The 23403-nt window shown below is 34.3% G+C and carries 20 protein-coding genes, 1 tRNA gene and 4 pseudogenes; 16 read left to right on the top strand and 9 right to left on the bottom strand.

Translation table 11 applies throughout. The annotated features are described in order from the left end of the window. The first annotated feature begins 13 nt into the window (after positions 1-13). Entirely contained in the window at positions 14-1759 is a 1746-nt protein-coding gene (locus OPR58_RS00565; protein WP_265022760.1) for a type I secretion system permease/ATPase, read from the top strand. Between the two features lie 99 nt (positions 1760-1858). Here the strand turns inward: OPR58_RS00565 and OPR58_RS00560 are convergent, their stop codons facing one another. After that, the gene (locus tag OPR58_RS00560; RefSeq protein WP_265022759.1) at positions 1859-2005 is read right to left on the bottom strand and encodes a hypothetical protein; all 147 of its coding nucleotides are present in this window, start codon (positions 2003-2005) and stop codon (positions 1859-1861) included. A 70-nt stretch (positions 2006-2075) separates the two neighbouring features. Here OPR58_RS00560 and tnpC (OPR58_RS00555) point away from each other — a divergent pair, with 70 nt between their 5' ends. Then, positions 2076-3431 (top strand): IS66 family transposase, encoded by a 1356-nt coding sequence (tnpC, locus tag OPR58_RS00555; RefSeq protein WP_253309750.1) that lies wholly within the window; start codon positions 2076-2078, stop codon positions 3429-3431. 89 nt (positions 3432-3520) lie between these two features. On the opposite strand, the gene OPR58_RS00550 is transcribed toward tnpC (OPR58_RS00555), so the two are convergent. After that, complete coding sequence (locus OPR58_RS00550; protein WP_265022212.1) at positions 3521-4480, bottom strand: IS5 family transposase; 960 nt, start codon at positions 4478-4480, stop codon at positions 3521-3523. A gap of 138 nt (positions 4481-4618) precedes the next feature. Here OPR58_RS00550 and OPR58_RS00545 point away from each other — a divergent pair, with 138 nt between their 5' ends. Together OPR58_RS00545 and OPR58_RS00540 are read left to right on the top strand one after the other, a co-directional pair. After that, positions 4619-5260, top strand: coding sequence for a hypothetical protein (locus OPR58_RS00545; RefSeq protein ID WP_265022758.1), 642 nt, complete (start codon positions 4619-4621; stop codon positions 5258-5260). Between the two features lie 124 nt (positions 5261-5384). Continuing rightward, a complete protein-coding gene (locus tag OPR58_RS00540; RefSeq protein ID WP_265022757.1) occupies positions 5385-6911 on the top strand; it encodes an acyl-CoA carboxylase subunit beta in 1527 nt (508 codons plus the stop codon). Between the two features lie 197 nt (positions 6912-7108). Here OPR58_RS00540 and OPR58_RS00535 read toward each other — a convergent pair. From OPR58_RS00535 to OPR58_RS00525, 3 genes and pseudogenes are all read right to left on the bottom strand, one after another. Next, positions 7109-7334: pseudogene (locus tag OPR58_RS00535) on the bottom strand (transposase); the annotation flags it as partial. A 44-nt stretch (positions 7335-7378) separates the two neighbouring features. Next, complete coding sequence (locus OPR58_RS00530) at positions 7379-8338, bottom strand: IS5 family transposase (protein WP_265022212.1); 960 nt, start codon at positions 8336-8338, stop codon at positions 7379-7381. Between the two features lie 107 nt (positions 8339-8445). Continuing rightward, positions 8446-9057, bottom strand: a pseudogene (locus tag OPR58_RS00525) (IS630 transposase-related protein); the annotation flags it as partial. Positions 9058-10018: 961 nt separating this feature from the next. Between OPR58_RS00525 and OPR58_RS00520 the strand changes: the two are divergent. The 4 genes and pseudogenes from OPR58_RS00520 (at position 10019) to OPR58_RS00505 (ending at position 12606) form a co-directional block, all read left to right on the top strand. Beyond that, positions 10019-10870 (top strand): annotated as a pseudogene (locus OPR58_RS00520) (IS630 family transposase). 15 nt (positions 10871-10885) lie between these two features. Continuing rightward, entirely contained in the window at positions 10886-11794 is a 909-nt protein-coding gene (locus OPR58_RS00515) for a M61 family metallopeptidase (RefSeq protein ID WP_265022756.1), read from the top strand. 65 nt (positions 11795-11859) lie between these two features. Continuing rightward, a complete protein-coding gene (locus OPR58_RS00510; protein ID WP_139686717.1) occupies positions 11860-12114 on the top strand; it encodes a hypothetical protein in 255 nt (84 codons plus the stop codon). A 186-nt stretch (positions 12115-12300) separates the two neighbouring features. Continuing rightward, on the top strand, positions 12301-12606 hold the full coding sequence (locus tag OPR58_RS00505) for a hypothetical protein (RefSeq protein ID WP_265022755.1): 306 nt from the start codon (positions 12301-12303) through the stop codon (positions 12604-12606). Positions 12607-12747: 141 nt separating this feature from the next. Here OPR58_RS00505 and OPR58_RS00500 read toward each other — a convergent pair. Next, positions 12748-12820: transfer RNA gene (locus OPR58_RS00500), tRNA-Thr, on the bottom strand. Positions 12821-12833: 13 nt separating this feature from the next. On the opposite strand from OPR58_RS00500, the gene OPR58_RS00495 reads away from it, so the two are divergent. From OPR58_RS00495 to OPR58_RS00480, 4 genes are all read left to right on the top strand, one after another. Then, positions 12834-12983, top strand: coding sequence for a hypothetical protein (locus OPR58_RS00495; protein ID WP_010403672.1), 150 nt, complete (start codon positions 12834-12836; stop codon positions 12981-12983). Further along, positions 12949-13764 (top strand): bifunctional DNA-formamidopyrimidine glycosylase/DNA-(apurinic or apyrimidinic site) lyase, encoded by an 816-nt coding sequence (gene mutM, locus OPR58_RS00490; RefSeq protein ID WP_064085772.1) that lies wholly within the window; start codon positions 12949-12951, stop codon positions 13762-13764. The genes OPR58_RS00495 and mutM overlap by 35 nt, the downstream gene beginning before the upstream one ends. Positions 13765-13779: 15 nt before the next feature. Beyond that, positions 13780-14373, top strand: coding sequence for a pyridoxamine 5'-phosphate oxidase (gene pdxH / locus OPR58_RS00485; RefSeq protein ID WP_265022754.1), 594 nt, complete (start codon positions 13780-13782; stop codon positions 14371-14373). A gap of 152 nt (positions 14374-14525) precedes the next feature. After that, positions 14526-14948 (top strand): DUF6444 domain-containing protein, encoded by a 423-nt coding sequence (locus OPR58_RS00480; RefSeq protein ID WP_265022563.1) that lies wholly within the window; start codon positions 14526-14528, stop codon positions 14946-14948. A 70-nt stretch (positions 14949-15018) separates the two neighbouring features. Here OPR58_RS00480 and OPR58_RS00475 read toward each other — a convergent pair whose 3' ends face one another. Further along, on the bottom strand, positions 15019-15984 hold the full coding sequence (locus OPR58_RS00475) for an IS110 family RNA-guided transposase (RefSeq protein WP_264336652.1): 966 nt from the start codon (positions 15982-15984) through the stop codon (positions 15019-15021). Between the two features lie 213 nt (positions 15985-16197). On the opposite strand from OPR58_RS00475, the gene tnpC (OPR58_RS00470) reads away from it, so the two are divergent. The 3 genes and pseudogenes from tnpC (OPR58_RS00470) to OPR58_RS00455 all read left to right on the top strand — a co-directional run bounded on the left by tnpC (OPR58_RS00470) (position 16198) and on the right by OPR58_RS00455 (position 19888). Further along, positions 16198-17157: an IS66 family transposase gene (gene tnpC, locus OPR58_RS00470; RefSeq protein WP_320109902.1), complete on the top strand. Its 960-nt coding sequence runs from the start codon at positions 16198-16200 to the stop codon at positions 17155-17157. A 265-nt stretch (positions 17158-17422) separates the two neighbouring features. Continuing rightward, positions 17423-18339: pseudogene (locus OPR58_RS11360) on the top strand (IS5 family transposase). 349 nt (positions 18340-18688) lie between these two features. After that, positions 18689-19888 carry a hypothetical protein gene (locus OPR58_RS00455; protein ID WP_265022752.1) on the top strand — a complete coding sequence of 400 codons (1200 nt, stop codon included), beginning with the start codon at positions 18689-18691 and terminating at the stop codon, positions 19886-19888. 24 nt (positions 19889-19912) lie between these two features. Here the strand turns inward: OPR58_RS00455 and thyX are convergent, their stop codons facing one another. Next, complete coding sequence (gene thyX / locus OPR58_RS00450; protein WP_265022751.1) at positions 19913-20755, bottom strand: FAD-dependent thymidylate synthase; 843 nt, start codon at positions 20753-20755, stop codon at positions 19913-19915. A gap of 9 nt (positions 20756-20764) precedes the next feature. Further along, positions 20765-22042, bottom strand: a complete 1278-nt coding sequence (gene murA, locus OPR58_RS00445) for a UDP-N-acetylglucosamine 1-carboxyvinyltransferase (RefSeq protein WP_265022750.1) — start codon at positions 22040-22042, stop codon at positions 20765-20767. A 719-nt stretch (positions 22043-22761) separates the two neighbouring features. Between murA and OPR58_RS00440 the strand changes: the two genes are divergently transcribed. Continuing rightward, positions 22762-23385 carry a reverse transcriptase domain-containing protein gene (locus OPR58_RS00440; RefSeq protein WP_265022252.1) on the top strand — a complete coding sequence of 208 codons (624 nt, stop codon included), beginning with the start codon at positions 22762-22764 and terminating at the stop codon, positions 23383-23385. Positions 23386-23403 lie beyond the last annotated feature (18 nt).

Below are 23403 nucleotides of genomic sequence, written 5' to 3'. Positions count from 1 at the left end.
TAAAAGGAAGATTGTGGAAATTACTCCATCAATAAAAAAAGAATTAAAGCAAAGTATACTATACACTTGTCTAGAGAAATGCAAGAGTGCGTTTTGGTTCATTTTCTGGTTTAGTTCAGGGATTAATGCGTTGATGTTATTTTTGCCACTCTATACTTCTCAGGTACTTGATCGAGTGATATCGAGCGAGAGTGTATCAACATTAGTTATGCTGACGATTATTACTTTATCTGCGTTTGCATGTTCTGCAATGCTTGAAACTTGTCGATATTTAGCCATGGCAAAAATTGGCGACTGGATTGATAAAACTGCAACACCAGACCTAATAGTAAGGTCAATTAGGCTAACATCAGTGCAGAGCTCAACTTCCAGCGGTGAAGCAATACGAGATCTTGGGGTAATAAAAAATTTCATTACAGGAAATGGTATATTTTCACTATTTGATACTCCATGGTCGTTAATTTACCTTGTTTTCATCTTTATGATACATACCTCTACAGGGTTTATAGCTATTGCCGGAATTATTATATTAGTTTCAATGGCAGTATGGAATGAACTTGCTACTAAGCGTATATTGAGAGAAACCAATGAAGAAACTATACGTAATATTAATGCTATAGATGTTGCAACACGAAATGCAGAGGTGGTTGAAGCTATGGGTATGTCAGAATTTATAGTTTCTGATTGGTGTAAACGGAATGATCAAAATCGTGCAATGCAAGTTACAGCGCAGAATCGTTCTAATGTGATTACTGGGATTACTAAGTTTTTACGCTCGACTCTCCAAATTTCAGTAATTGGAACAGGTGCATTACTCGCAATCACAGCTCACAAAACTGCTGGTAGTATCATTGCTGCCTCAATTTTGATGGGTAGAGTATTGGCTCCATTTGATGCAGCAGTTCATACTTGGAAATTTTTAAATCAAGCCAAAATGTCATATGGCAGGCTGCAAAGACTTATCCTAACATCACCAAAAAGAGAGCAAACTATGGCTCTACCAGAGCCTGAAGGGAAGTTGGAATTTGATAGAGTATTCTTTACTCCTTATGGGAGTAATAAGCCAACAGTAAAAGGAATATCATTTTTAATAGAACCAGGGGATGTAGTTGGTGTTATTGGCGCAAGCGCTTCTGGTAAGTCCACCATTGCCAAGCTAATTGTTGGTGTATGGAAACCCATATCTGGTGTAGTCAGACTAGATGGTGCTGATGTATACACTTGGAATCGAGAAAATTTTGGTAATTATGTTGGCTACTTACCTCAAGATATTGAGTTGTTCAACACTAGTGTTAAAGCTAATATTGCTCGAATGAGACCAGACCCAAATCCTGAAGAAATAATCAAAGCAGCAAAAATTGCAGGAATACATGAATTAATACTGAGCTTACCAAATGGGTATGATACAACAATAGGAGGACCTGGAGGAGTAATACTCTCTGGTGGCCAAAAACAGCTTCTTGGACTTGCAAGGGCTTTTTATGGTAATACTAAGCTTTTAGTGCTTGATGAACCGAATGCTAACTTAGACAGTAATGGAGAGGCGCGCTTGATTAATGCAATCAATGTTGCAAGAAAGCAAAATACTACCACTGTTATCATCACTCATAAGCTACCGTTACTATCCGTAGTTGATAAAGTGATTATCATGTCAGATGGTGTTATTTATGATATGGGACCAAAAGATGAGATTTTGAGCAGATTAGTTGCTCCATCACCAGATGCCACAGAAGATAAACGTTCTTCAGCAAGTGGTTAAGAAAGAGAGAAGCTGTCACACTTCTCTTTCTCTTATAGAGTACTATATGCACAGTTTATAAAATCTTAAGCAATTGTTATTAGAAAAATCCAATAATGATTAGCCGCGGAACCTATTTGCTAATTCTCTCACATTGACCTTAGACATTTCTGATATAGGCTCTTGTGTATATGAGACATCAGATTTAACGCCTTTTTTGTCATGACCTTTAGTAATAGAACATACTACAGTATCGTAACCGTTCACGGAGATAAGGTGGTTTACAAAGTAAGTATAAAAGTGTAAAGAGATAGGAAGCTAAATATGGAATGGGTAAATGACAACAGTGCTGCAAGAAAAGGTTGTAGCAGAAAACGCTAATCTCAAGGAAGAAATAAAAGCACTGATCAGAGAAAATGATAGCTTGAAAGCAAAAATAGTTGAATTAGAAGACAAATTGGGCTTAAATTCGCAAAATTCATCGCTGCCACCATCACGAGATATATATCGTAAGAAAGCAAAAAAGAAAAGTGATAAAAAACCAGGAGGTCAGCCAGGACATAAGGTGCATAAGCGTGAATTAATGGCTGCAGACGAGGTAGTGAGATGCACAATTGATACAATTTGTATGTGTGGAGGTAAGATTACTTTAGAAGATGAAATTATTCATCAGAAGGCAGAGTTGCCAGAAATTAAGCCAATTGTAACTGAGTACAGGTTGCAAAGAGGACATTGTAGAGTATGTAATAAAAGAATTACAGCAAATTTACCCGAAGGTGTTGCAAGAGATTTTCTAGGACCCAATGCTAAAACAGTTATAAGCAGCCTTAGCGGCTTTTTTATTAACTCAAAAAGAGAGGTACAGCAAATTTTGGGCAGTATTTTTAATCTAAATATAAGCCTTGGTTTAGTCTCAAATACTGAACGCAGGGTATCGAAGAAGTGTGCATCTGAATATGAGAAAATGAAGGAAGAGTTGCAAGGAAGCGAGTATTTGCATATAGACGAAACAGGGCACAGAAATCAAGGAAAGAGAGGCTGGAGTTGGGTAATAACAAACAAAGCGTTGACACTTCTGAAGGTAAGCGAGTCTCGTGGTAAGAAGGTGTTGAAGAGTTTACTGCCAGAATATGATGGTATAGTTGTGAGCGATAGATACGCTGTATACAATTACTTCAATCGTGAAAATAGACAGATATGTTGGGCACATCTGGCAAGAGATTTTGAGAGATTTGCCCATAGTAAAAATGTTGAAGTGAGCAAAATTGGCCAAGCACTAAAATCGCTCAGCAATAAGGTGTTTGTAGTAGATAAGGCAAAAAAACAAAATTTGATAGATAATTTGAGATTTTATCGACTGGTGCGAAAAATTCGGAAAAGGGTAAAACATTTTTTACGTAAAATGACGAGGGTTGCAAATAGCACTCAAGCTTCAAGAATGGCCGCTAAGATGTTACGATCTGAGGATATGATGTGGAAGTTTTTAAGAAAACCTGAAGTGATAGAAACAACTAATAACCTTGCAGAACGGCAAATTAGACGGTACGTAATTTATCGTAAAAACAGCTTTTTCACCTGGTCAGAACGTGGAGAAAGATTCGTGGAAAGAATGTTGTCGATATTTTTGACATCACGTCTAAATGGCCAGAACCCCTTTCAAAAGCTACAGAATCTAGTAGCTGTCACTGCTTAGTTCTTTAATTCATTCTCACAATCCGTGAACGGTTACGTCCAGACTGGCTTTGTTGCATAGCACTGATAGGCATGTAAATCACAATGAACTTACGCAGCTAATTTAAATTTAGCCATACCAATATCAGTAAATTTGTTCAGTAAGTAGCACTTAATTAACAGCTCTTTTTCACGATTTACCTCTGATTTATTTTTCAAGCCAAACCCAAATATTTGCTTCAACCTATAGAAAAAGACTTCAATATAAGACCGTGCTCCATACTTAACTTTTTTCTTCCATTCATTAATACCATCTTCATAATTCTCATATGACCTAATTCTACTAATATACTTGTTTCTTTCTGATAAGTAGTCAGCTAAACAAATTTTAGTATCCTTCCTAGGGCGAATAATAGGCACAATATTGTATTTTCTGCATTCTTTATACACACTTTTTATATCATAAGCCGCATCTGCTCGAATAGAACAAATGTTATATTTATCACTGACTTCTTCTAACATATCGCAGACCGGCAAATAGTCTACAGCAACACCACTAGTGTAGTTCATGCTTATTGCTTTCTTATCATTTATGTTTAAAATAACATGTAATTTTCTTACTTGACCATAACCACTGTATTTTCTTTTTCGAATATTAAGCTTACTATGCCCACCGTTATTATTGTAGATACTAACTCTAGTGCTATCTACGGCAATTTCAACATTTTCCAGATCATCTTTATTGCTTCTATGGTCATCAATCTTCAAATTAAGCTTTTTAAATCTTCTGGAAGCTTGTGTATAGCTGATAATCTTAAGTTTTTTGCCTATTTGTACCATATAACCTTTTACAAAACCTACAGCTTGTCTCAAGCCAATTCTAAAAAGATGAACTATTATGTGTATTAAAATTACAACTTTATCACTATAAGTGTTATTGCCACCTGCAACTTTTGGACTATTTTCATACCAATTTTCTATGGCTTGATTAACAAAATGAAAAACATTTCCTCTTTTTTTTAGAAACTCATTATATTCTCTTTGGTTACTTACTCTCATTTTTTGTGGCATAAGTTATACTTGTTTGAAAAATGCCTATTTTACAACAAAATGCGTTAGTAACCATAAGCTTTTCTCCTTACAATAACCTCAACCAACACTAGCTATGCAACAAAGCCATCCCGGTCACATGAAAATAAGGAGCTTTTTTTGAGTGACAATGATGAAGAAACTAAGAAATTTCTGAGTGTAATTCGAAAAGGAATTGCTGAATATACAGGTAATGATTCTGTAGATGTGAGGTTGAGAGGAAAAGAAGATAAATCATTTACTGCATGGGTATCGTTAAAAGAAGGCAGAGGTGAGTTAAAATTTGATAACTCATTTCCTGGTAAAGCCTTAAAGGATAGTAATCCAAAAATTGGAGCTTTTACATTGGTATCTCCAGAAGATAAAAGGTTGGTGCGTGTTTCACAAAGTGATGATGGTGTAAGGCTTTATCACATACTAAATGAGTCTTGTATAATTAAATTTAACTGGAAAGTGGGTGATAGAGATTGCAGTATTGCTTTAAATATTAGTGAAAATGGTAACGTATTTTGTACTGATTTAAGTGATAATATAAGTCCTGAGGACTTCGAGGAAAACAAAGCTGTAAAAATAAAAATTGGCTATTATGAGAATAAGAAGATGGATAAATATAATGACATGACTCTAGCAAAATTGGTCTCATTGGCTTCAAACTTACAAGGAATTGAAAGAGAAGTTATAACAATTAATCCATCAACAGGTGTAACAAGTGCAAGTGCACAGAATGTTAGTGAGTCTCAGCATTCTCAAAATATTAAATAGAAATTGCTAGCGCATTAATTATCGTACACATACACCGTTGCATGCAGCAACGGTGTATGTGTATAATCAATAGGATTTGTAAGCTCAATAAAGTTTACAACCAATTTGAAAGTTATTTTACTACATGCAAGACTCTGAAATACTAGAAACTCTAAAGATCAAAACATTAGAAGCCGAAAAAGGAGGAGGTCCTGATAGAGTTAACAAGCAACATGAAAAAGGAAAGCTAACCGCTAGAGAAAGGCTGAGTATATTGCTCGATGAAAATTCATTTCAAGAGTATGATAAGTTTGTGAAGCATCACGCAACTGATTTTGGCATGCAAAATGCTGATTTTTTAGGTGATGGAGTTGTAATTGGCCATGGTACTATTTATGGCAGAAAAGTTTTTGTTTATTCTCAGGATTTCACTGTCTTTGGTGGATCACTTGGTGCATCACATGCAAAAAAAATATGCAAAATTATGGATATGGCAATTAATGCCAGAATTCCAATTATCGGACTAAACGATTCTGGTGGAGCCAGAATCCAAGAAGGAGTAAATTCCCTTGCTGGTTACGGAGAAATTTTTCAAAGGAATGTAAATGCATCAGGCGTTATACCACAAATCTCTCTAATCATGGGCCCATGTGCTGGCGGTGCAGTTTACTCTCCAGCGCTAACCGATTTTATTTTCATGGTAAAAAATAGCTCATACATGTTTATAACCGGACCAGATGTAGTGAAAAAAGTTACATACGAGAACGTAAGCCACGAAGATCTCGGTGGAGCAAAAATTCATACGAGCAAAACAGGAGTAGCAGATTTTGCATTCAATAATGAAGTTGAAATGCTACTAGAAATGCGAAAATTCTTCACCTTTTTGCCAGCAAATAATCAAGAGTTGCCAAAAACTGTACCAATCTGCGACTTAATTGATGATGTTGATGAATCTTTGAACACTCTAGTTCCTAGTAATCCTAATACTCCTTATGATATGTATGAACTCATTGAAAAGGTGTGTGATGAAAGGAAATTTTTTGAACTAAAACCCGATTTTGCTCGTAACATCATAATTGGCTTTGGCAGAATTGGAGGAAATACTATTGGTGTTGTTGCAAATCAACCTATGCACCTTGCAGGATGCTTGGATATTGACTCTTCAAGAAAAGCTGCAAGGTTTGTAAGATTTTGTGACGCATTTAACATTCCCATCATCACACTTATTGATGTTCCAGGGTTTTTACCTGGCACGAATCAAGAATACAATAATATAATACAACACGGAGCGAAACTGCTTTACGCTTACGCTGAAGCGACCGTGGCGAAAATTAGCCTTATCACTAGAAAAGCGTATGGTGGTGCATATATTGTTATGAACTCAAAGCATTTAAAAGGTGATATAAATTATGCTTGGCCAACCGCTGAGATAGCTGTAATGGGCCCTGAAAGTGCAGTTGAAATTATATTTAGGCATGAAAAAGAACAGCAAACGTTAATCAAAGAATATAAAGAGAAATTTGCTAATCCATTTTTTGCTGCATCACATGGATACATTGATGACATTATAGTGCCAAGTAAAACAAGGCATCACTTTCACAAAGCATTAGAGCTACTTAAAAACAAGAAAGTAGAAAGAATATGGAAGAAGCATGATAATCTTCCTTTGTAACTTTCCTCTCAGTCTTTATTGTAAGGTCTACAGTGCCGTTACACCAAGACTAGCGCTTGGATTACCAATAACGCTAACTTTTGGATTCTTTTTTCTACAATATATTCTTACTTTAGCTAAAAATTACTTCCACATATTTTAAATCTGATTATAACTACAATTAGAGATATAGCTCTTTTCATAATAGTCCGAAAAGCTTATAGAAAAGCGGAATCAACAGCATGACGAAAAGATGTGAATAGAGGGATGTTTTTCCTAGCTCTGTTTTTTATAGCAAACCAATGATGCTCAATTTTGTTAAAATCTGGAGAATATGGAGGAAGATATAAAATTTCTGCACCAACTCCTTTAGCAAATCTTATTAGACTTATGAAAAGTAGCATTATCAAGGATAACAGTTTGTCCAGGTTCCAAAATCGGTGTGGCTTTGTTGCATAGCACTGATAGGCATGTAAATCACAATGAACTTACGCAGCTAATTTAAATTTAGCCATACCAATATCAGTAAATTTGTTCAGTAAGTAGCACTTAATTAACAGCTCTTTTTCACGATTTACCTCTGATTTATTTTTCAAGCCAAACCCAAATATTTGCTTCAACCTATAGAAAAAGACTTCAATATAAGACCGTGCTCCATACTTAACTTTTTTCTTCCATTCATTAATACCATCTTCATAATTCTCATATGACCTAATTCTACTAATATACTTGTTTCTTTCTGATAAGTAGTCAGCTAAACAAATTTTAGTATCCTTCCTAGGGCGAATAATAGGCACAATATTGTATTTTCTGCATTCTTTATACACACTTTTTATATCATAAGCCGCATCTGCTCGAATAGAACAAATGTTATATTTATCACTGACTTCTTCTAACATATCGCAGACCGGCAAATAGTCTACAGCAACACCACTAGTGTAGTTCATGCTTATTGCTTTCTTATCATTTATGTTTAAAATAACATGTAATTTTCTTACTTGACCATAACCACTGTATTTTCTTTTTCGAATATTAAGCTTACTATGCCCACCGTTATTATTGTAGATACTAACTCTAGTGCTATCTACGGCAATTTCAACATTTTCCAGATCATCTTTATTGCTTCTATGGTCATCAATCTTCAAATTAAGCTTTTTAAATCTTCTGGAAGCTTGTGTATAGCTGATAATCTTAAGTTTTTTGCCTATTTGTACCATATAACCTTTTACAAAACCTACAGCTTGTCTCAAGCCAATTCTAAAAAGATGAACTATTATGTGTATTAAAATTACAACTTTATCACTATAAGTGTTATTGCCACCTGCAACTTTTGGACTATTTTCATACCAATTTTCTATGGCTTGATTAACAAAATGAAAAACATTTCCTCTTTTTTTTAGAAACTCATTATATTCTCTTTGGTTACTTACTCTCATTTTTTGTGGCATAAGTTATACTTGTTTGAAAAATGCCTATTTTACAACAAAATGCGTTAGTAACCATAAGCTTTTCTCCTTACAATAACCTCAACCAACACTAGCTATGCAACAAAGCCAATCGGTGTCAGAAACTGCTCAAACCATTTATTAAAGATATCCATATTGCAGTGGCCTTCAAAGGTTAACGGAGCAATTATTTTTCTTCCACTTAAGGCTGCAACCATGCTAATTCGTTGAGTTTTCTTCCCAGATTTTAGGGCATAAAACCGCTGTCCTTTCTGGCAATACCCATAGGTTCAGTGTTATCAATGCCAGACTCATCTATATGCACTAATTCTTTAGGTTCTTTTGTTGCTATAACCTTTGAAAATTGAGCTCGCTTTTCTTCATTTCTTTCTTTATATCCGTAGGTCTTTTTTTTCTTGTGAATCCTATATTTTTAAGTGCTCGATGAATTGTTTGTCTACTAATATTGCCCCAGCATCTCTGACTGAGTTTTGCCACCTTGCTCATTTGCAAATTCGGCAAATGCATTCCAGTCGGTAATTTTATGCCACGCTTCCAGGCTTTTTTGACTGAAAATCTCCCGTTTTCTCACGTCTTTTCTTCCACTCATATAAAGTTGTTTTTCCGATCTTAAATCTCTTGGCAACAGTTTCTCCACTCTCTCCTTCATCCAATGCTTCCATTACCTTTTTTCTTAAGTCATAACTATATGCTACTGGCATCCTTACCTTCCACTACTATCAATCCATATCTTACTCTTTTTGGACTATTATGAAAAGAGCTATACTTTTAGAGCTCAAAAATTTATCTTTGTCTGCAGACTTTTTTTATTAAACTCATAAAAAAATGTAGCGTATCCTCTTCAGCGTATGTGGGTGCATACACACATACTTAATTTCTGTCGTATGTGCATTGCATTTTTTTCTAATCTTTTTTTTCAAAGGAGGATTTTATGTCCAGAATTCCAGATATTTGACGTTTACTTTAGCTAATAAAAACCAACTGGTACCTGCGGTTTTTATAGCCTCAAAATTTCAATCAAAATTCAACTATCATTCAAAGAAACTTATAGTTATTCTTAGTGTTATTACTGTAGTAACAGCGCTATGATGATAAGAATATACAATCCTTTGTAACTTTCTTCTCAGTCTTTATTATAAGGTGTTCAATAATATGGGAAGAGTAAAGTTTTAAAGAGATAATTAAAATTATCCTTATCACCTACTTAGCAATAAATTATATTTGCTTAATCGTGATTACTTACACTTCTTCAATGTCCTGTTTTATTTATGGCAAATATTAAGCTTAAAAACGTACACAGTTTATTCAATTATATTGTTTGCTTTTTCCTTATATACATTCAGTATACGCACTCTGCTATTGCTTTAGATAACTCTTCATCAAATTTGAAAAAATTACCTAATTTTCTACCTTTTAGAAAACCTTTTGATAATATAGAAAAAATTATTAGAACTGGCAATTTTAGAAGTTTTGATCTTGATAAAAGAAATAAGCTTTATACCAATGCTCATAATAGTATCAGTCTTGTAAATATTATTAATAAAATTATCTTAGCTCAAGATAACTTATTCATACTAGAAAGTAAGCCGTATAATATAGTATAGCTCTTTTCATAATGGTCCAAACGGGTTAAAATAAGAGTTTATAGTAGTGAAGGTAAGTATGCCAGCAGCATATAGTTATGATTTAAGAAAAAAAGCAATGGAAGTGCTAGACGAAGGGGAAAGCAGAGAAACGGTAGCAGCAAGATTTAAAATTGGAAGAACTACATTATGGGAGTGGCAGCAAAGAAAAAAAGAAACAGGAGATTTTCAGTCGAAAAAACTTGGAAATGGAGGTTATAATCACAAAATTACCGACTGGAATAAATTTACTGAATTTGCCAAAAAACACGGTGGAAAAACTCTATCGGAAATGGCTAAGCTTTGGAGTAATGTTAGTATCCCAACGATTCATCGAGCTCTTAAAAAAATTGGACTCACACGAAAAAAAAGACATATGGATACAAAGAAAGGAATGAAGAAAAACGTGCTGAATTTTTGAAAATTATAGCAACAAAAGAACCTCAAAACTTAGTATATATAGATGAATCTGGTATTGATAATACCGAAGACTATCCCTATGGATATTCTCAGAAAGGACAGCGGTTTTATGCCCTAAAATCTGGAAAGAAAACTCAACGAATTAGCATGATTGCAGCTCTAAATGGTAGAAAAATAGTTGTTCCGTTAACATTTGAGGGCCATTGTAATATGGATATCTTTAATAAATGGTTTGAGCAGTTTTTGACACCGATTTTGGAACCTGGACAAACTGTTATCCTTGATAATGCTACTTTTCATAAGTCTAATAAGATTTGCTAAAGGAGTTGGTGCTGAAATTTTGTATCTTCCTACGTATTCCCCAGATTTCAATAAAATTGAGCATCATTGGTTTGCTATAAAAAATAGAGCTAGGAAAAACATCCCTCTATTCACATCTTTTCGTCATGCTGTTGATTCTGCTTTTCTATGAACTTTCCGGATTATTATGAAAAGAGCTATACTTGTTGATAATCCAAATCTTAGTAGAACTACAGGTGCTGCAGGAAAGGACTATGTAATTATTGAGGGAAGCTTAAAAAAAAATATCAAAGATTATACTAGAGTGATATCACATGAATTAATTCACAGATATATAGGACATATAATAGAGCAAGACAACGATAAGAAAAATGAAATAAAATATAAGTGGTTTTTTGAAGGATTTACGGAATTTTATGGAGTGAAAACCTTACTTGACACGAAACTTATTGATAAAGATGAGTACTTAAAAATAATTAATATTACTTTAAAAGAATATTGTAATTCTTTAATACCTGATATTGATTTCGAAAAAATAAATCAAAATCATTTACTTGATCAAAACATAAGCATGTTGAGCTATAACAGAGGTTTTATTCTTGCAATGATAATTGATGAGAAATTAAATGAGGTTAGTAATGGAAGGTATAACTTATTGACTACTATAAATAGTATAATAAGTGAAATAACTTCAAAGCAAGTTAATTTTAATGTTGACTTATTTGCAAGTCATTTAAAACATTACTTACCAGAGTCTTTTATAAAAGACATCATAGCCTCTATAAGAGATTCTAGCATACTTCTCAGTTTGTTACCTAGTAGATTACTCAATAAAAATTTAACTTTCCAAGATACTGATAAGTATAGTGATATATGCTTTAACTTAACCAGAAGTCTAGAGCTACAAAAAATACGTGGGGTTAAATTAGGTAGTGATTGCCATAATATGGGACTCAAGAATGGTCAAGAACTAAAGTGTTATAGTATTGACTTTAATAGTGGTAATATTAAGTTAAAAGTCCTTGAAAACAAGATACCGAAAGTTATACATTTGAAAGCCAACAAAATAACGAGTAGCACTCCAATATATAAATAGCTCAAATAAATGCTTGACAAAAGCTATAGTAAACCTAGAGTTTGCTATTTTAAAGCAAAATAATTATGGTAAACAATAAAGAAAAACAAGTGGATTTATTATTAGAGCGTCTTAGCGTTAATATTGGTCAAGTTAGTAGTAGTATTATACTTAAAAGAATAGAGAAACTTTCAGGTAATTTTTATGGTAGAAATAATCACAGTAGCCATTGTCAGTTTGATAGAGATGGTGGAGGACATGGTAATATATGCTGGGCAGATAAGATTACAGAAGACTTAAGTAAAATTAATAGCGGAAAGGGTAAGGAAGTGTCCAGGTAATTTCCACGATAGAAGTAATTACTTTAAGCACAATAGTTACTGTCAATTTGAATGTGAGGTATGTTAGTGAAGGCTGGTGTTATACTTAAAACTATAGAAAGGTGTAATATTAATTGCACCTACTGCTATTATTTTAATAAAGCTGACCAATCGTGGCGCAATCGAAAGCCTCATATATCGATGGAAATGATTGATAAGTTCAATGATCTTATTTCTCAAGGAGAACATGTGTCCCTCATAAATTTGTCGAATATAACATCAGCAATACTAGTTGGGCTAAGTTCTTATCAGATAAATTTTAACAACTTTTTGAGTGATATGGAAAATAGGCCTGATGATTGTAAGCAGTGTTGTTATGAAAATATTTGTGGTGGGGGAAGTTATGGTAACAGGTTTAACCCTGCCAACGTAAGTTTTAATAATCCTTCAGTATATTGTGAGGGATTTTTGGCAAAGGATTATACAATTTCTTTTAATGCATGGATTTTCTAAAGAAAAATTACGGCAGGTATTATTGAATAGTGATACTGAAAAAGCAGCTTAATGGTAGTGTATAAAAGGTATTTACTAGACGTTTTTCTATAATCTAATTAGCATCTAGAGGATTGACTTTATGAATATCGTCCTCTAAACTGCCGTTACCAAGATTCGAACTTGGGACCTCGTCATTACCAATGACGTACTCTACCACCTGAGCTACAACGGCAAGTTCACGTATTATGATAATGAATAACATGAAAAAAAATAAGGAAAAAGAAGAAGAGAGAAAAAGATTGGCAAAAGCTTTAAAGCAAAATATTCTAAAAAGAAAAAAACAGCAACAGAGTAGACAAGATGCCAGAACTCCCAGAAGTGGAAGTAATCTCTAACTTCTTATTTGATAAAATCAAAAATAAGAAAATAAGTAATGTTACAGTCAATAATTGGAATTTGCGTGTACCAATAACGAAGAATATTGATGATTTGCTAAAGGGCAAAGTTATAAATGATATCAAGCGTAGAGGTAAATATATAATCTCGAATATAGATGGTAGTATGGCTGTCATCATACATCTTGGCATGAGCGGAAAGCTTATATATGCTGAAGACAATCAAGCACAGAACAAACATGATCATGTGATATTCTTATTTTCTGACAACACTTCACTAATCTTTAATGACCCAAGAAGGTTTGGATTAGTGATTGTTTTAAACAGAGAGCAAGAACTAAATTTTTTTAATAACCTAGGAATAGAACCCCTCACAGATGAATTTGACGGAAATTATTTACAGAAGTTGCTAAAGAACAGAAAAGCAAATATCAAATCAGTATTAATGAATAATAAGCTAATAGTTGGCGTAGGTAACATATATGCTTCTGAGAGCTTATTTAGAGCTCGCATATCACCACTTAGGCTAGCACAAGATTTAACATATATAGAGTGCGAAAAACTTGCTATCGAAATAAAAAATACTCTGAGTGATGCAATTGCTGCTGGTGGTTCAACACTGAAAGATTATGCACAACCATCTGGATCTGCTGGATACTTTCAAAATAACTTTTACGTATATGGTAAAGTGCAAAAACCTTGCAGAATCTGCAACAATATCATAACACTTATACGACAGAATGGTCGTAGCACTTATTTTTGCAATGCATGTCAGAATTAAATTTTATTTTTGCATATGACACTCTTACCTGAAAAAGATCCTTTTGATTTGTTCTCAAAGTGGTATCAAGAAGTACTTAATTTTCCGTGTAAAGAGTCAACTGCAATGACGCTAGCAACGTGTAGCAAAGACTGCATTCCATCTGCAAGAGTGGTATTACTAAAGGAATATAGTAAAGAAGGTTTTGTGTTCTTTACTAACGTAAATAGTAGAAAAGGAAAAGAATTGACTGAGAATCCCAAAGCTGCACTCGTATTTCATTGGACAGAATTTTCTAGACAAGTACGAATTGAAGGAGAAGTTAGGCTTCTAAACGGCAAAAAGGCTGACGAATATTTCTCCTCTCGAGCACGTGATAGTCAAATTAGCGCGTGGTGCTCAAAACAATCAAGAGTTCTGAAAAATTGGCAAGATTTTGAGCAGGCTATAGAATTGAAAGAGAAAGAATTTCACAATATACAAGTTTCTCGTCCTGACTTTTGGGTGGGATTTTGCGTAATCCCAAAGGTAATTGAATTTTGGCAAGAAGGTGAATATAGGAGACACACTAGATTTAGATATACTCTTGTTGAGAAAAGCAATTGGAAAGTGGAACAATTATATCCCTAACGTTAGAGAAAGCTACTCTGCAGATCAAAAATAAGGATTTATTGTCATAACAAGGAAAGTAACTTTTTATGTAACCGTTCACGGAGATAAGGTGGTTTACAAAGTAAGTATAAAAGTGTAAAGAGATAGGAAGCTAAATATGGAATGGGTAAATGACAACAGTGCTGCAAGAAAAGGTTGTAGCAGAAAACGCTAATCTCAAGGAAGAAATAAAAGCACTGATCAGAGAAAATGATAGCTTGAAAGCAAAAATAGTTGAATTAGAAGACAAATTGGGCTTAAATTCGCAAAATTCATCGCTGCCACCATCACGAGATATATATCGTAAGAAAGCAAAAAAGAAAAGTGATAAAAAACCAGGAGGTCAGCCAGGACATAAGGTGCATAAGCGTGAATTAATGGCTGCAGACGAGGTAGTGAGATGCACAATTGATACAATTTGTATGTGTGGAGGTAAGATTACTTTAGAAGATGAAATTATTCATCAGAAGGCAGAGTTGCCAGAAATTAAGCCAATTGTAACTGAGTACAGGTTGCAAAGAGGACATTGTAGCAGTTGTGTTAAAAGTCAATAGAAAAATTGATGTAGCTGTGAATAAGTACTTAAAATTTGTGTGGGCGTACTTATTCACAGCTATGCTATTGCTATATAGAAGCAGTTTTAGGGCTATACTCCTCAGTAAACAGTCTACCGTCTCTTACTAAAGAGTTAGCAAGGATAAGTAATTTTCTCATTGCAGCAGTAGAGGTAACTTTATATGGTTTTTTATATTGATTGTATAGCCTATCAAAGAAGATTTTTATATAAGAATTGTACCTTTGCGCACTAAGAATGCACATATGTAAAACCTTTCTAATTTGTGATCTACCACCCTGAATACACCTTTTTCCCTTACTAAAACCACTATCTCGATTAAAAGGTGCAACTCCGGAAAGGCTGGATATTTCTTTATGTTGGAGAGTTCCAAGCTCGGGTAGATAACAAATAAAAGTAATAGCTGTTATTGCACCTACACCAGGTATACTAGTTATTGACATGTACTTTTTTTTAAGCTCTTGATTTTTATCGACTAATTCCATTACCTCATCTTCTAAGACTTGAATTTGATTTTGTAAAACTGCAAGTAGCTCTTCCATTTGTTTGATTATAGATAAATCGGTTACTTGATGAGCTTGGGTTTTTTGTATTTTTGCTATTTCTACTAGTTGATTCCTGCGAGATAATTTTTGCTTCAAACAGTCAATACTACTAACTTTTAAAGGAGTGACACGCATGTCTGTATTACTAACATAACGTGAGATGATGCTACAGTCTATTTTATCAGTTTTAGTAGCAATACCAAGGCTTTTTGCATAATCTCTCACCCATCTTGGTTGAATGACATATACTTCAAAACCATGGCTTAATAAAGTATAAGCACATAATTTTTCGTACCCACCAGTTGCTTCAAGTCCAACTTTGGTTACGTTATGTAAACGCAAAAAGTCGATTATTTGATCAATAGCTTGAACGTTATTTTCAAATACTTTATGATGTCCAAGTGGATGAATATGGATATCTAGTTTATTTTTGCTAATATCAATGCCAGTAATAATATTTGATAAATTCATAATCCCTCCATAAATAATGTGTATACTGCATTTTCCACCCTTATATACGAGCCTAAAAGCTCAACCAGTTGTTCGGAACTTTCAGTATAATAAACCAGAGAGGAGAACCTTGCTGCAAAACGGTCCTTATGACCAAGAGTATGTACGGTTCCTCCTCTCTGCGTGTCTTTATACCGCCATTTCGTGACATTTATAAAGACTTGTTTTTAACATATAAGAGTATGTAATAAAAGAATTACAGCAAATTTACCCGAAGGTGTTGCAAGAGATTTTCTAGGACCCAATGCTAAAACAGTTATAAGCAGCCTTAGCGGCTTTTTTATTAACTCAAAAAGAGAGGTACAGCAAATTTTGGGCAGTATTTTTAATCTAAATATAAGCCTTGGTTTAGTCTCAAATACTGAACGCAGGGTATCGAAGAAGTGTGCATCTGAATATGAGAAAATGAAGGAAGAGTTGCAAGGAAGCGAGTATTTGCATATAGACGAAACAGGGCACAGAAATCAAGGAAAGAGAGGCTGGAGTTGGGTAATAACAAACAAAGCGTTGACACTTCTGAAGGTAAGCGAGTCTCGTGGTAAGAAGGTGTTGAAGAGTTTACTGCCAGAATATGATGGTATAGTTGTGAGCGATAGATACGCTGTATACAATTACTTCAATCGTGAAAATAGACAGATATGTTGGGCACATCTGGCAAGAGATTTTGAGAGATTTGCCCATAGTAAAAATGTTGAAGTGAGCAAAATTGGCCAAGCACTAAAATCGCTCAGCAATAAGGTGTTTGTAGTAGATAAGGCAAAAAAACAAAATTTGATAGATAATTTGAGATTTTATCGACTGGTGCGAAAAATTCGGAAAAGGGTAAAACATTTTTTACGTAAAATGACGAGGGTTGCAAATAGCACTCAAGCTTCAAGAATGGCCGCTAAGATGTTACGATCTGAGGATATGATGTGGAAGTTTTTAAGAAAACCTGAAGTGATAGAAACAACTAATAACCTTGCAGAACGGCAAATTAGACGGTACGTAATTTATCGTAAAAACAGCTTTTTCACCTGGTCAGAACGTGGAGAAAGATTCGTGGAAAGAATGTTGTCGATATTTTTGACATCACGTCTAAATGGCCAGAACCCCTTTCAAAAGCTACAGAATCTAGTAGCTGTCACTGCTTAGTTCTTTAATTCATTCTCACAATCCGTGAACGGTTACTCTCAAACAAGTTTCAAATGAATAGATTTCTTGCATAACTGGAATTCAAAAGTTGATGTCATTCTAGCGCGTGACGCTAGAATCCAGTCCTTTTGTGCAAAAAACGTTGTAAAGTGTTTACCAACTTAGTTGGATCCCAGTGGGCTTTGTTGCATCGCTCAAGTGAAAAGAACTGGCAGTTACTGACAAAATTCATTATAAATAGCCATTTAACTGTTGAAGAAAAAATATGCCACAAAAAATGAGAGTCAGTAACTGCCATGAATATAACAAATTTCTCCAAGAAAGAGGAAGCATTTTTTGTTATATCAATGACGCCATAGAAAATTGGTACGAGAATTGTCCAAAAATGCAGGGCGGCAACTATATTTATAGTGATAAAGTTGTGATTTTAGTGCATATAATCGTCAGTTTCTTTAGAATTGGTTTAAGACAAACAGTCGGGTTTATAAAAGGGTATTTGCAACAAATAGGAAGAGATTTGCAGCTATTCACAAGCATCAAAAAAAACTTAATATTAAGATAAATGATTGCAGGATTGATAAAAGCAACATGGAAAATATTGAAATTATCATAGATAGCACAAATTTACAGTAACACTCCTGGCCACAGTAAGGAAAACAGTGCAGATAGAAAGTACCGAAGCTACGAGCAAGTAAGAAAGTTACATGTTATGTTAAGTGTGAATAGTAAAAAAGCTATAGCTGCAAGATACAGTAATGGCGTCTACTCTGATCACTTGTGATTTGCTTGAAGAAGTTAATTTTCAGCACAAAATAAAAGCATTATATGCAGATAGGGCATACGATAGGCAAAAACTTTATAAATTGTGTAAGAAATACGATATAAAAACAAAAGTTCTACCAAAAAAGGATGCAGCAGAACATTCAAAAATAGATTATATGTCTGACAGAAATGCTGCTATTAGGTTAATAAAATTATATGGACAAGATGGTGTAAAAGATTGGAAAAAGGAAGCAATTTATGGAAAAAGATCTTACATAGAAGGATTTTTCTCAAGGTTGAAGCAAGTATTTGTTTAGGAATAAATCTGAAGTAAATCGTGAAAAAGAATTACTAATTAAGTGCTATTTGCTCAACAAATTCACTGGTATTGGTATGGCTAAATTTGAAATCATTACATAAATTTGTCGTAAACCATCACTGCTTAAGGTGCTATGAAACAAAGCCATCCCAGTGTCAGCTACTCTGATGACACCAAAGGGGCACTTGGATAGAGGCTACTTGAATAACACCATCATAAGGTGAAACTAGATTCCAGTGTCAAGCACTGGAATGACATCATCTGCTATGCAATTTACTTTCAAAAATAAACGTTCCAGCATTTCCTTCTGCTGTCATGACATCTCATTGAAGATCAAGATTTTGAATGATTTTAATGAGATGTTCTATAAAAGTGATGAGTTTGTATAATAAATATTATTATTAATATATTAATTGACTAATGGTATAAATTATTCTATTATTAAGATATATGGTTAATATCTTAATAACCAATATGCCAAAATATGTTAATCATATTGCTGAATCTACTGTATTGAAAGTCTATACTGACAAGGAGAATGCTAAAATTAGAGTGTTTTCTAAAATTAAAGATGGAGAGGTTGAGAAAACACTTTCAAAGCAGCAAATTGTAGAATCTTTAAATTTATTTACTAATATAAGGAATCAAGGAAATAAAGAAATTGCTATCAGTAAAAATATAGAACGTGGTATTGTTGAAGATATAGAAGGTATACGTAGAGAAAATGGTAGATATGTATATAAAGCGCCAGATTTATCAGCTGAAGAACAATATAATAAATTATTTGAAAGTGAGCAAGCCATTCAATTTCATTTGAATGATTTCATGTCAGATAGCATATCTGGAATTGGACAATTAAAAAGTAGATTTGAAGAAATTTTAGATTTTGACCCTGAAGAAGGGTTATGTCACCCATTAAATTACTTTATTACCTTTATAAGATTAGAGAATAGGAAAGATTTTGTTCAATTCCTCGAGTCTGGTAATATTATATCTGAACAAGATTTTATGGACTATATTGATGGAAGAAAAGAACAAACGATTGAGTTATTAATGATGCAGTTTTTATTGCAATTCTTACCTGTTCTCGATGTTCAGAGCATTGAAAGGCGAGAAGGAGATCCATTTTATGATGAGACGATATATGAACAAGCATGTAACGATTTATCTTCAACAGAGGTATGGGTCTATACTAATCAAGAACAAATCAAACGTGCTTTAAATGATGTAGAGATAGGATGCTACTTAGAATTTAGTTTTTCTTGTTATGCTTGTAATGGAGCAGATGATGAAGATGACGAGAATATTGCTCATTCTATGTTGGTATATAAAGCAGAGAATGATAAATACATATTTTTTGATCCTAGTAAAGGAGCGATTGGCTTTTGTCCTGATACAGGAGTTGCTAATTTTACATTAGAGGAAGTTTGTAGGGCAATAGAACTTGCTGTAAACCATTATTCATATAATATGTATGTTGAAAATTCTCCAGATTATTGCGAAATTTTTATTACGCTTAGAAATGCAACACTGATGTTAAAGAAAGCTGAAAAGCTTTATGAAATAACAGAAAGAACAAATTCAAAAATAATTGATATATCAGTTGATAAAGGCATGAATCAATTGTTGTTCACACCTGCAAGTCTGTGAACGTACATATCTTGATCTTTTTGGTTATTTACAAAGTATAGACATCAACTCATCCCATTCTCTTTTACCAATGCCACTTTCTTCTCTCGTAACATTTTCTCCTTTTATTAGCTTGCGAATTATTTCAAGACCAGTTTTTGAAATACAGGCTGATTTTAAGGAGTATTCAATGAAAGCATTATAGGCCAGCGGGACCCATTTCTTTACTATGTCCAACATAACTTCTGCATAGACTCTAATTTCATATTGGGCGTGCTGATCAGCTCTAAGCCTTAAAAAGTGAAAAAGGTTATGTAAATCTATTTTCCAATAAAACTGAGTATAGTAATTAAGTGTTAGATTAGTTCGGGCAATTTCCCTTGCAAGGCCCTGTTCAATAAATTTCTCATAATGAGAATATACTAAATTAGAATCATTTATTAGAGAATCTATTATTTCTTTTGAAGTACTTGAGTCAAAAGCTTCACCGCTGCCTTGTTTATTATTATCAGATTGTTTTGCAACCTGTTCTGGTATATAAAATTCATTATCAAGTATCGAATACCTTCCGGAATATTCATTCACATTTGCAGTTCTATGTCTTATCCACTGTCTTGCAATAAAAATTGGAAGTTTCACGTGAAACTTAATTTCACACATTTCAAATGGAGTTGTATGATGATTTCTCATCAAATATTTTATAAGCGCCTCATCTTGATTTATCTGTTTCGTTCCCTTTCCATAAGAAACGCGAGCAGCTTGAACTATGGCGCTATCAGAGCCCATATAATCAATTACTCGAACAAATCCATGATCTAACACCTTATGTTCTTCGTATAGAATTTCATCTATCTCTTTTACTGTAGTTCGCTTAGTTGTCTCATTCATAATATATTCTCAAGATGAAACAGAGATATCAGCTCCACATGAATTGAGTTTTTCGTGCATTGCCTCATATCCTCTCCATAAATGATGTGAGTTGTTTATTGTAGTTTCTCCTCTAGCCACCAAAGAAGCAAGCACCAAAGCTGCCGTTGATCTTAAGTCATTAGCATATAGATTAGCTCCAGATAAGCTCTTTATTCCACTTATAGTAGCTTTATTTTTTTCGATGCTGATATTAGCACCTAATTTTCTTAGCTCATTTGCATGTGCAAATCTACTTTCAAAAACGTTCTCTTCAATGATTGATATTCCACCTGCAATTGACATAGCAGACATTAGTTGTGGTTGCATATCACTGGGAAAGTTGGGATATGGATTTGTTGCAACGTGAGCAGATTTAATAGAGCCATTTTTTCTAGAAATAATAATACCATCATCATGTAACTCAACTCTGGCTCCTATAGTCTTCAATTCATTTGCAATACATTCTATATCAGACAAACTTACTCCTTCTAACTTTAGCTCGCCGTCGGTAATGATAGCAGCCAAAGCATAAGTACCGGCCTCTATGCGATCTGGTATGATTGTGTGGACACATCCGTTTAATTCATCAACGCCTTCTATTGTGATTTTTGTGTTGTTAACTTCAATATTGGCACCCATAATCTTCAGAAACTCTATTAAATCAAGAACTTCCGGCTCGATTGCAGCATTGTTTATTATTGTTACTCCCTCTGCAAGTGTTGCTGCCATTATTATATTTTCTGTTGCACCAACACTTACTTTTTTAAATGTTATTTCTTTGCCTTGCAATTTCCCCTTTGTTGTTGCAGTTATATTACAGCTATCAATTTCAATTTTAGCTCCCATTGCTTCAAGTGCCTTAATATGAATGTCAACAGGACGTTTTCCAATATTACATCCACCAGGAAATACTGTTGAAACTCTACCAAATCTGCTGAGCATTGGACCTAGCATTAAAAAAGATGCTCGCAGTCTGCTTGCAATTTCATGTGATATTAAATAGTTATTGATATTGCTACAGTCAATTTCCAAAGTGTGATTTGCTTTATAGTCTTTATTGCATATAAAATTTACTTCTGCACCAAGACTCTTAAGCAGCTCAGACATCAAATACACGTCAATTAAATCAGGTACGTTATGCAAAGTTATTGAAGAATTACTAAACAAGCTTGCCGCCATTATTGGCAAGACGGCATTCTTTGAACCATTAATCTTGATTTTTCCAATCAAGGGCTTATGGTTACTTCTTACTAATATTTTATGCATTTAATCAAGCGATAGAACTTATCAAGTAAGTATAATAGGTTAGCGGTAAAAGGCAAAATTTTGCTTTTTCTTCTTCTGTCATTCGAGTAGTTGACACTGGGATCCATTTCTTCATCATCATCAAAATGTTATATTTCAACATTACTTTTATGCTGACCAATTTAACTGGATTCTAGTTTCAGCTACTCGAATAACATTTTCGTAGTCGATTGTGTGTCCAGAGAAGGCAAGTATGTTCAGTGGGAGGTAGACCCACCAGGATAAAAGTCGAAGTCCTGTAGCTAGGGTAGCAATGTGGAGGGAAAGCAAAATGTTGAAGCCTACCGACAACGTTATCATAGGATAATGGCGAATTACTAGGCCGTAGCGAAAGCAAACATATAGGTGGCCTCGAAAACGATAAGAACTGAAGGCTGAGCCAGCGGTCAATGGGCGAAAGCAGAATAGGCAGTTGAAAAACGACTGATACAATTGTTCTACTTCAGCGGGGTGGTAGTGATAGCATGGTAATGAGGACATACAAAGCAACTGGAGAAGCCCTCCTCATCCCAAGGAGAAATACCTTGGAGTGGTAGGTTCTATAACTGGAAAACAGGAAAAGAACCGAAGATGAAAGGGTGGCGGATGGGTGTGTAGTAGCGAAGAAGTGGGGTAACGCCCATGGAGCAAAGGCACCCTACTAGTAGAGATCTTTTAACAAAAGGAAGGTAAAGGTAAAAATGACAAAAATGCCAATAAAATTACAAGACCTGAGAAGAAAGATATATATCAAAGCGAAAGCAGAACCGGAATGGCGATTCTGGGGAATCTATGTACACGTCTGCAAGATGGAGACACTAGAAGAAGCATATAAGCTAACAAAGAAAAGCAATGGGGCACCAGGAATTGATGGGGTAACATTCAAATCGATAGAGGCAGAAGGCTTAGAAAAGTATCTTCAGCAAATAAGACATGAACTAATAACCAAAACCTATAGCCCAAATAGGAACCGGAGAAAGGAAATACCAAAAGTTGGGGGAAAACTCAGAACGTTGAACATACCCTGCATCCGGGATAGAATAGTGCAAAGTGCACTAAAGCTAATAATTGAACCGATATATGAATCTGACTTTCAGGACGGATCATATGGATATAGACCCAAGAGAAAAGCGCATGAAGCAGTAAGCAGAGTAGCGAAAGCAGCAATCAAAGGCAATACAAAATGTATTGATGTAGACCTGAAATCCTATTTTGATAACGTACGACATCATATTCTCATGGAGAAAATTGCCAAGAGAATAAATGATAAAGAAATCATGCACTTGATTAAGCTAATCCTTAAGGTAGGAGGAAAACGAGAATAGCGCAAGGGTCGCCTATCT

Origin of the sequence: Wolbachia endosymbiont (group B) of Ischnura elegans (assembly GCF_947251585.1) — a bacterium.
GTDB lineage: Bacteria > Pseudomonadota > Alphaproteobacteria > Rickettsiales > Anaplasmataceae > Wolbachia.
Note: the sequence above shows the minus strand (reverse complement) of the source record. Positions and strands in the feature narration are given on the sequence as shown.

What these genes read in the sequence shown, in the direction of transcription:
- OPR58_RS00515 (WP_265022756.1), top strand. Translation starts at nt 10,886, where the DNA reads ATGAAAAGAGCTATACTTGTTGATAATCCAAATCTTAGTAGAACTACA.
- OPR58_RS00455 (WP_265022752.1), top strand. Translation starts at nt 18,689, where the DNA reads ATGGTTAATATCTTAATAACCAATATGCCAAAATATGTTAATCATATT.
- OPR58_RS00510 (WP_139686717.1), top strand. Translation starts at nt 11,860, where the DNA reads ATGGTAAACAATAAAGAAAAACAAGTGGATTTATTATTAGAGCGTCTT.
- OPR58_RS00440 (WP_265022252.1), top strand. Translation starts at nt 22,762, where the DNA reads ATGACAAAAATGCCAATAAAATTACAAGACCTGAGAAGAAAGATATAT.
- thyX (WP_265022751.1), bottom strand. Translation starts at nt 20,755, where the DNA reads ATGAATGAGACAACTAAGCGAACTACAGTAAAAGAGATAGATGAAATT.
- OPR58_RS00530 (WP_265022212.1), bottom strand. Translation starts at nt 8,338, where the DNA reads ATGCCACAAAAAATGAGAGTAAGTAACCAAAGAGAATATAATGAGTTT.
- OPR58_RS00475 (WP_264336652.1), bottom strand. Translation starts at nt 15,984, where the DNA reads ATGAATTTATCAAATATTATTACTGGCATTGATATTAGCAAAAATAAA.
- murA (WP_265022750.1), bottom strand. Translation starts at nt 22,042, where the DNA reads ATGCATAAAATATTAGTAAGAAGTAACCATAAGCCCTTGATTGGAAAA.
- mutM (WP_064085772.1), top strand. Translation starts at nt 12,949, where the DNA reads ATGCCAGAACTCCCAGAAGTGGAAGTAATCTCTAACTTCTTATTTGAT.
- tnpC (WP_253309750.1), top strand. Translation starts at nt 2,076, where the DNA reads ATGACAACAGTGCTGCAAGAAAAGGTTGTAGCAGAAAACGCTAATCTC.
- OPR58_RS00540 (WP_265022757.1), top strand. Translation starts at nt 5,385, where the DNA reads ATGCAAGACTCTGAAATACTAGAAACTCTAAAGATCAAAACATTAGAA.
- OPR58_RS00495 (WP_010403672.1), top strand. Translation starts at nt 12,834, where the DNA reads ATGATAATGAATAACATGAAAAAAAATAAGGAAAAAGAAGAAGAGAGA.
- OPR58_RS00505 (WP_265022755.1), top strand. Translation starts at nt 12,301, where the DNA reads ATGATTGATAAGTTCAATGATCTTATTTCTCAAGGAGAACATGTGTCC.
- OPR58_RS00480 (WP_265022563.1), top strand. Translation starts at nt 14,526, where the DNA reads ATGACAACAGTGCTGCAAGAAAAGGTTGTAGCAGAAAACGCTAATCTC.
- OPR58_RS00550 (WP_265022212.1), bottom strand. Translation starts at nt 4,480, where the DNA reads ATGCCACAAAAAATGAGAGTAAGTAACCAAAGAGAATATAATGAGTTT.
- pdxH (WP_265022754.1), top strand. Translation starts at nt 13,780, where the DNA reads ATGACACTCTTACCTGAAAAAGATCCTTTTGATTTGTTCTCAAAGTGG.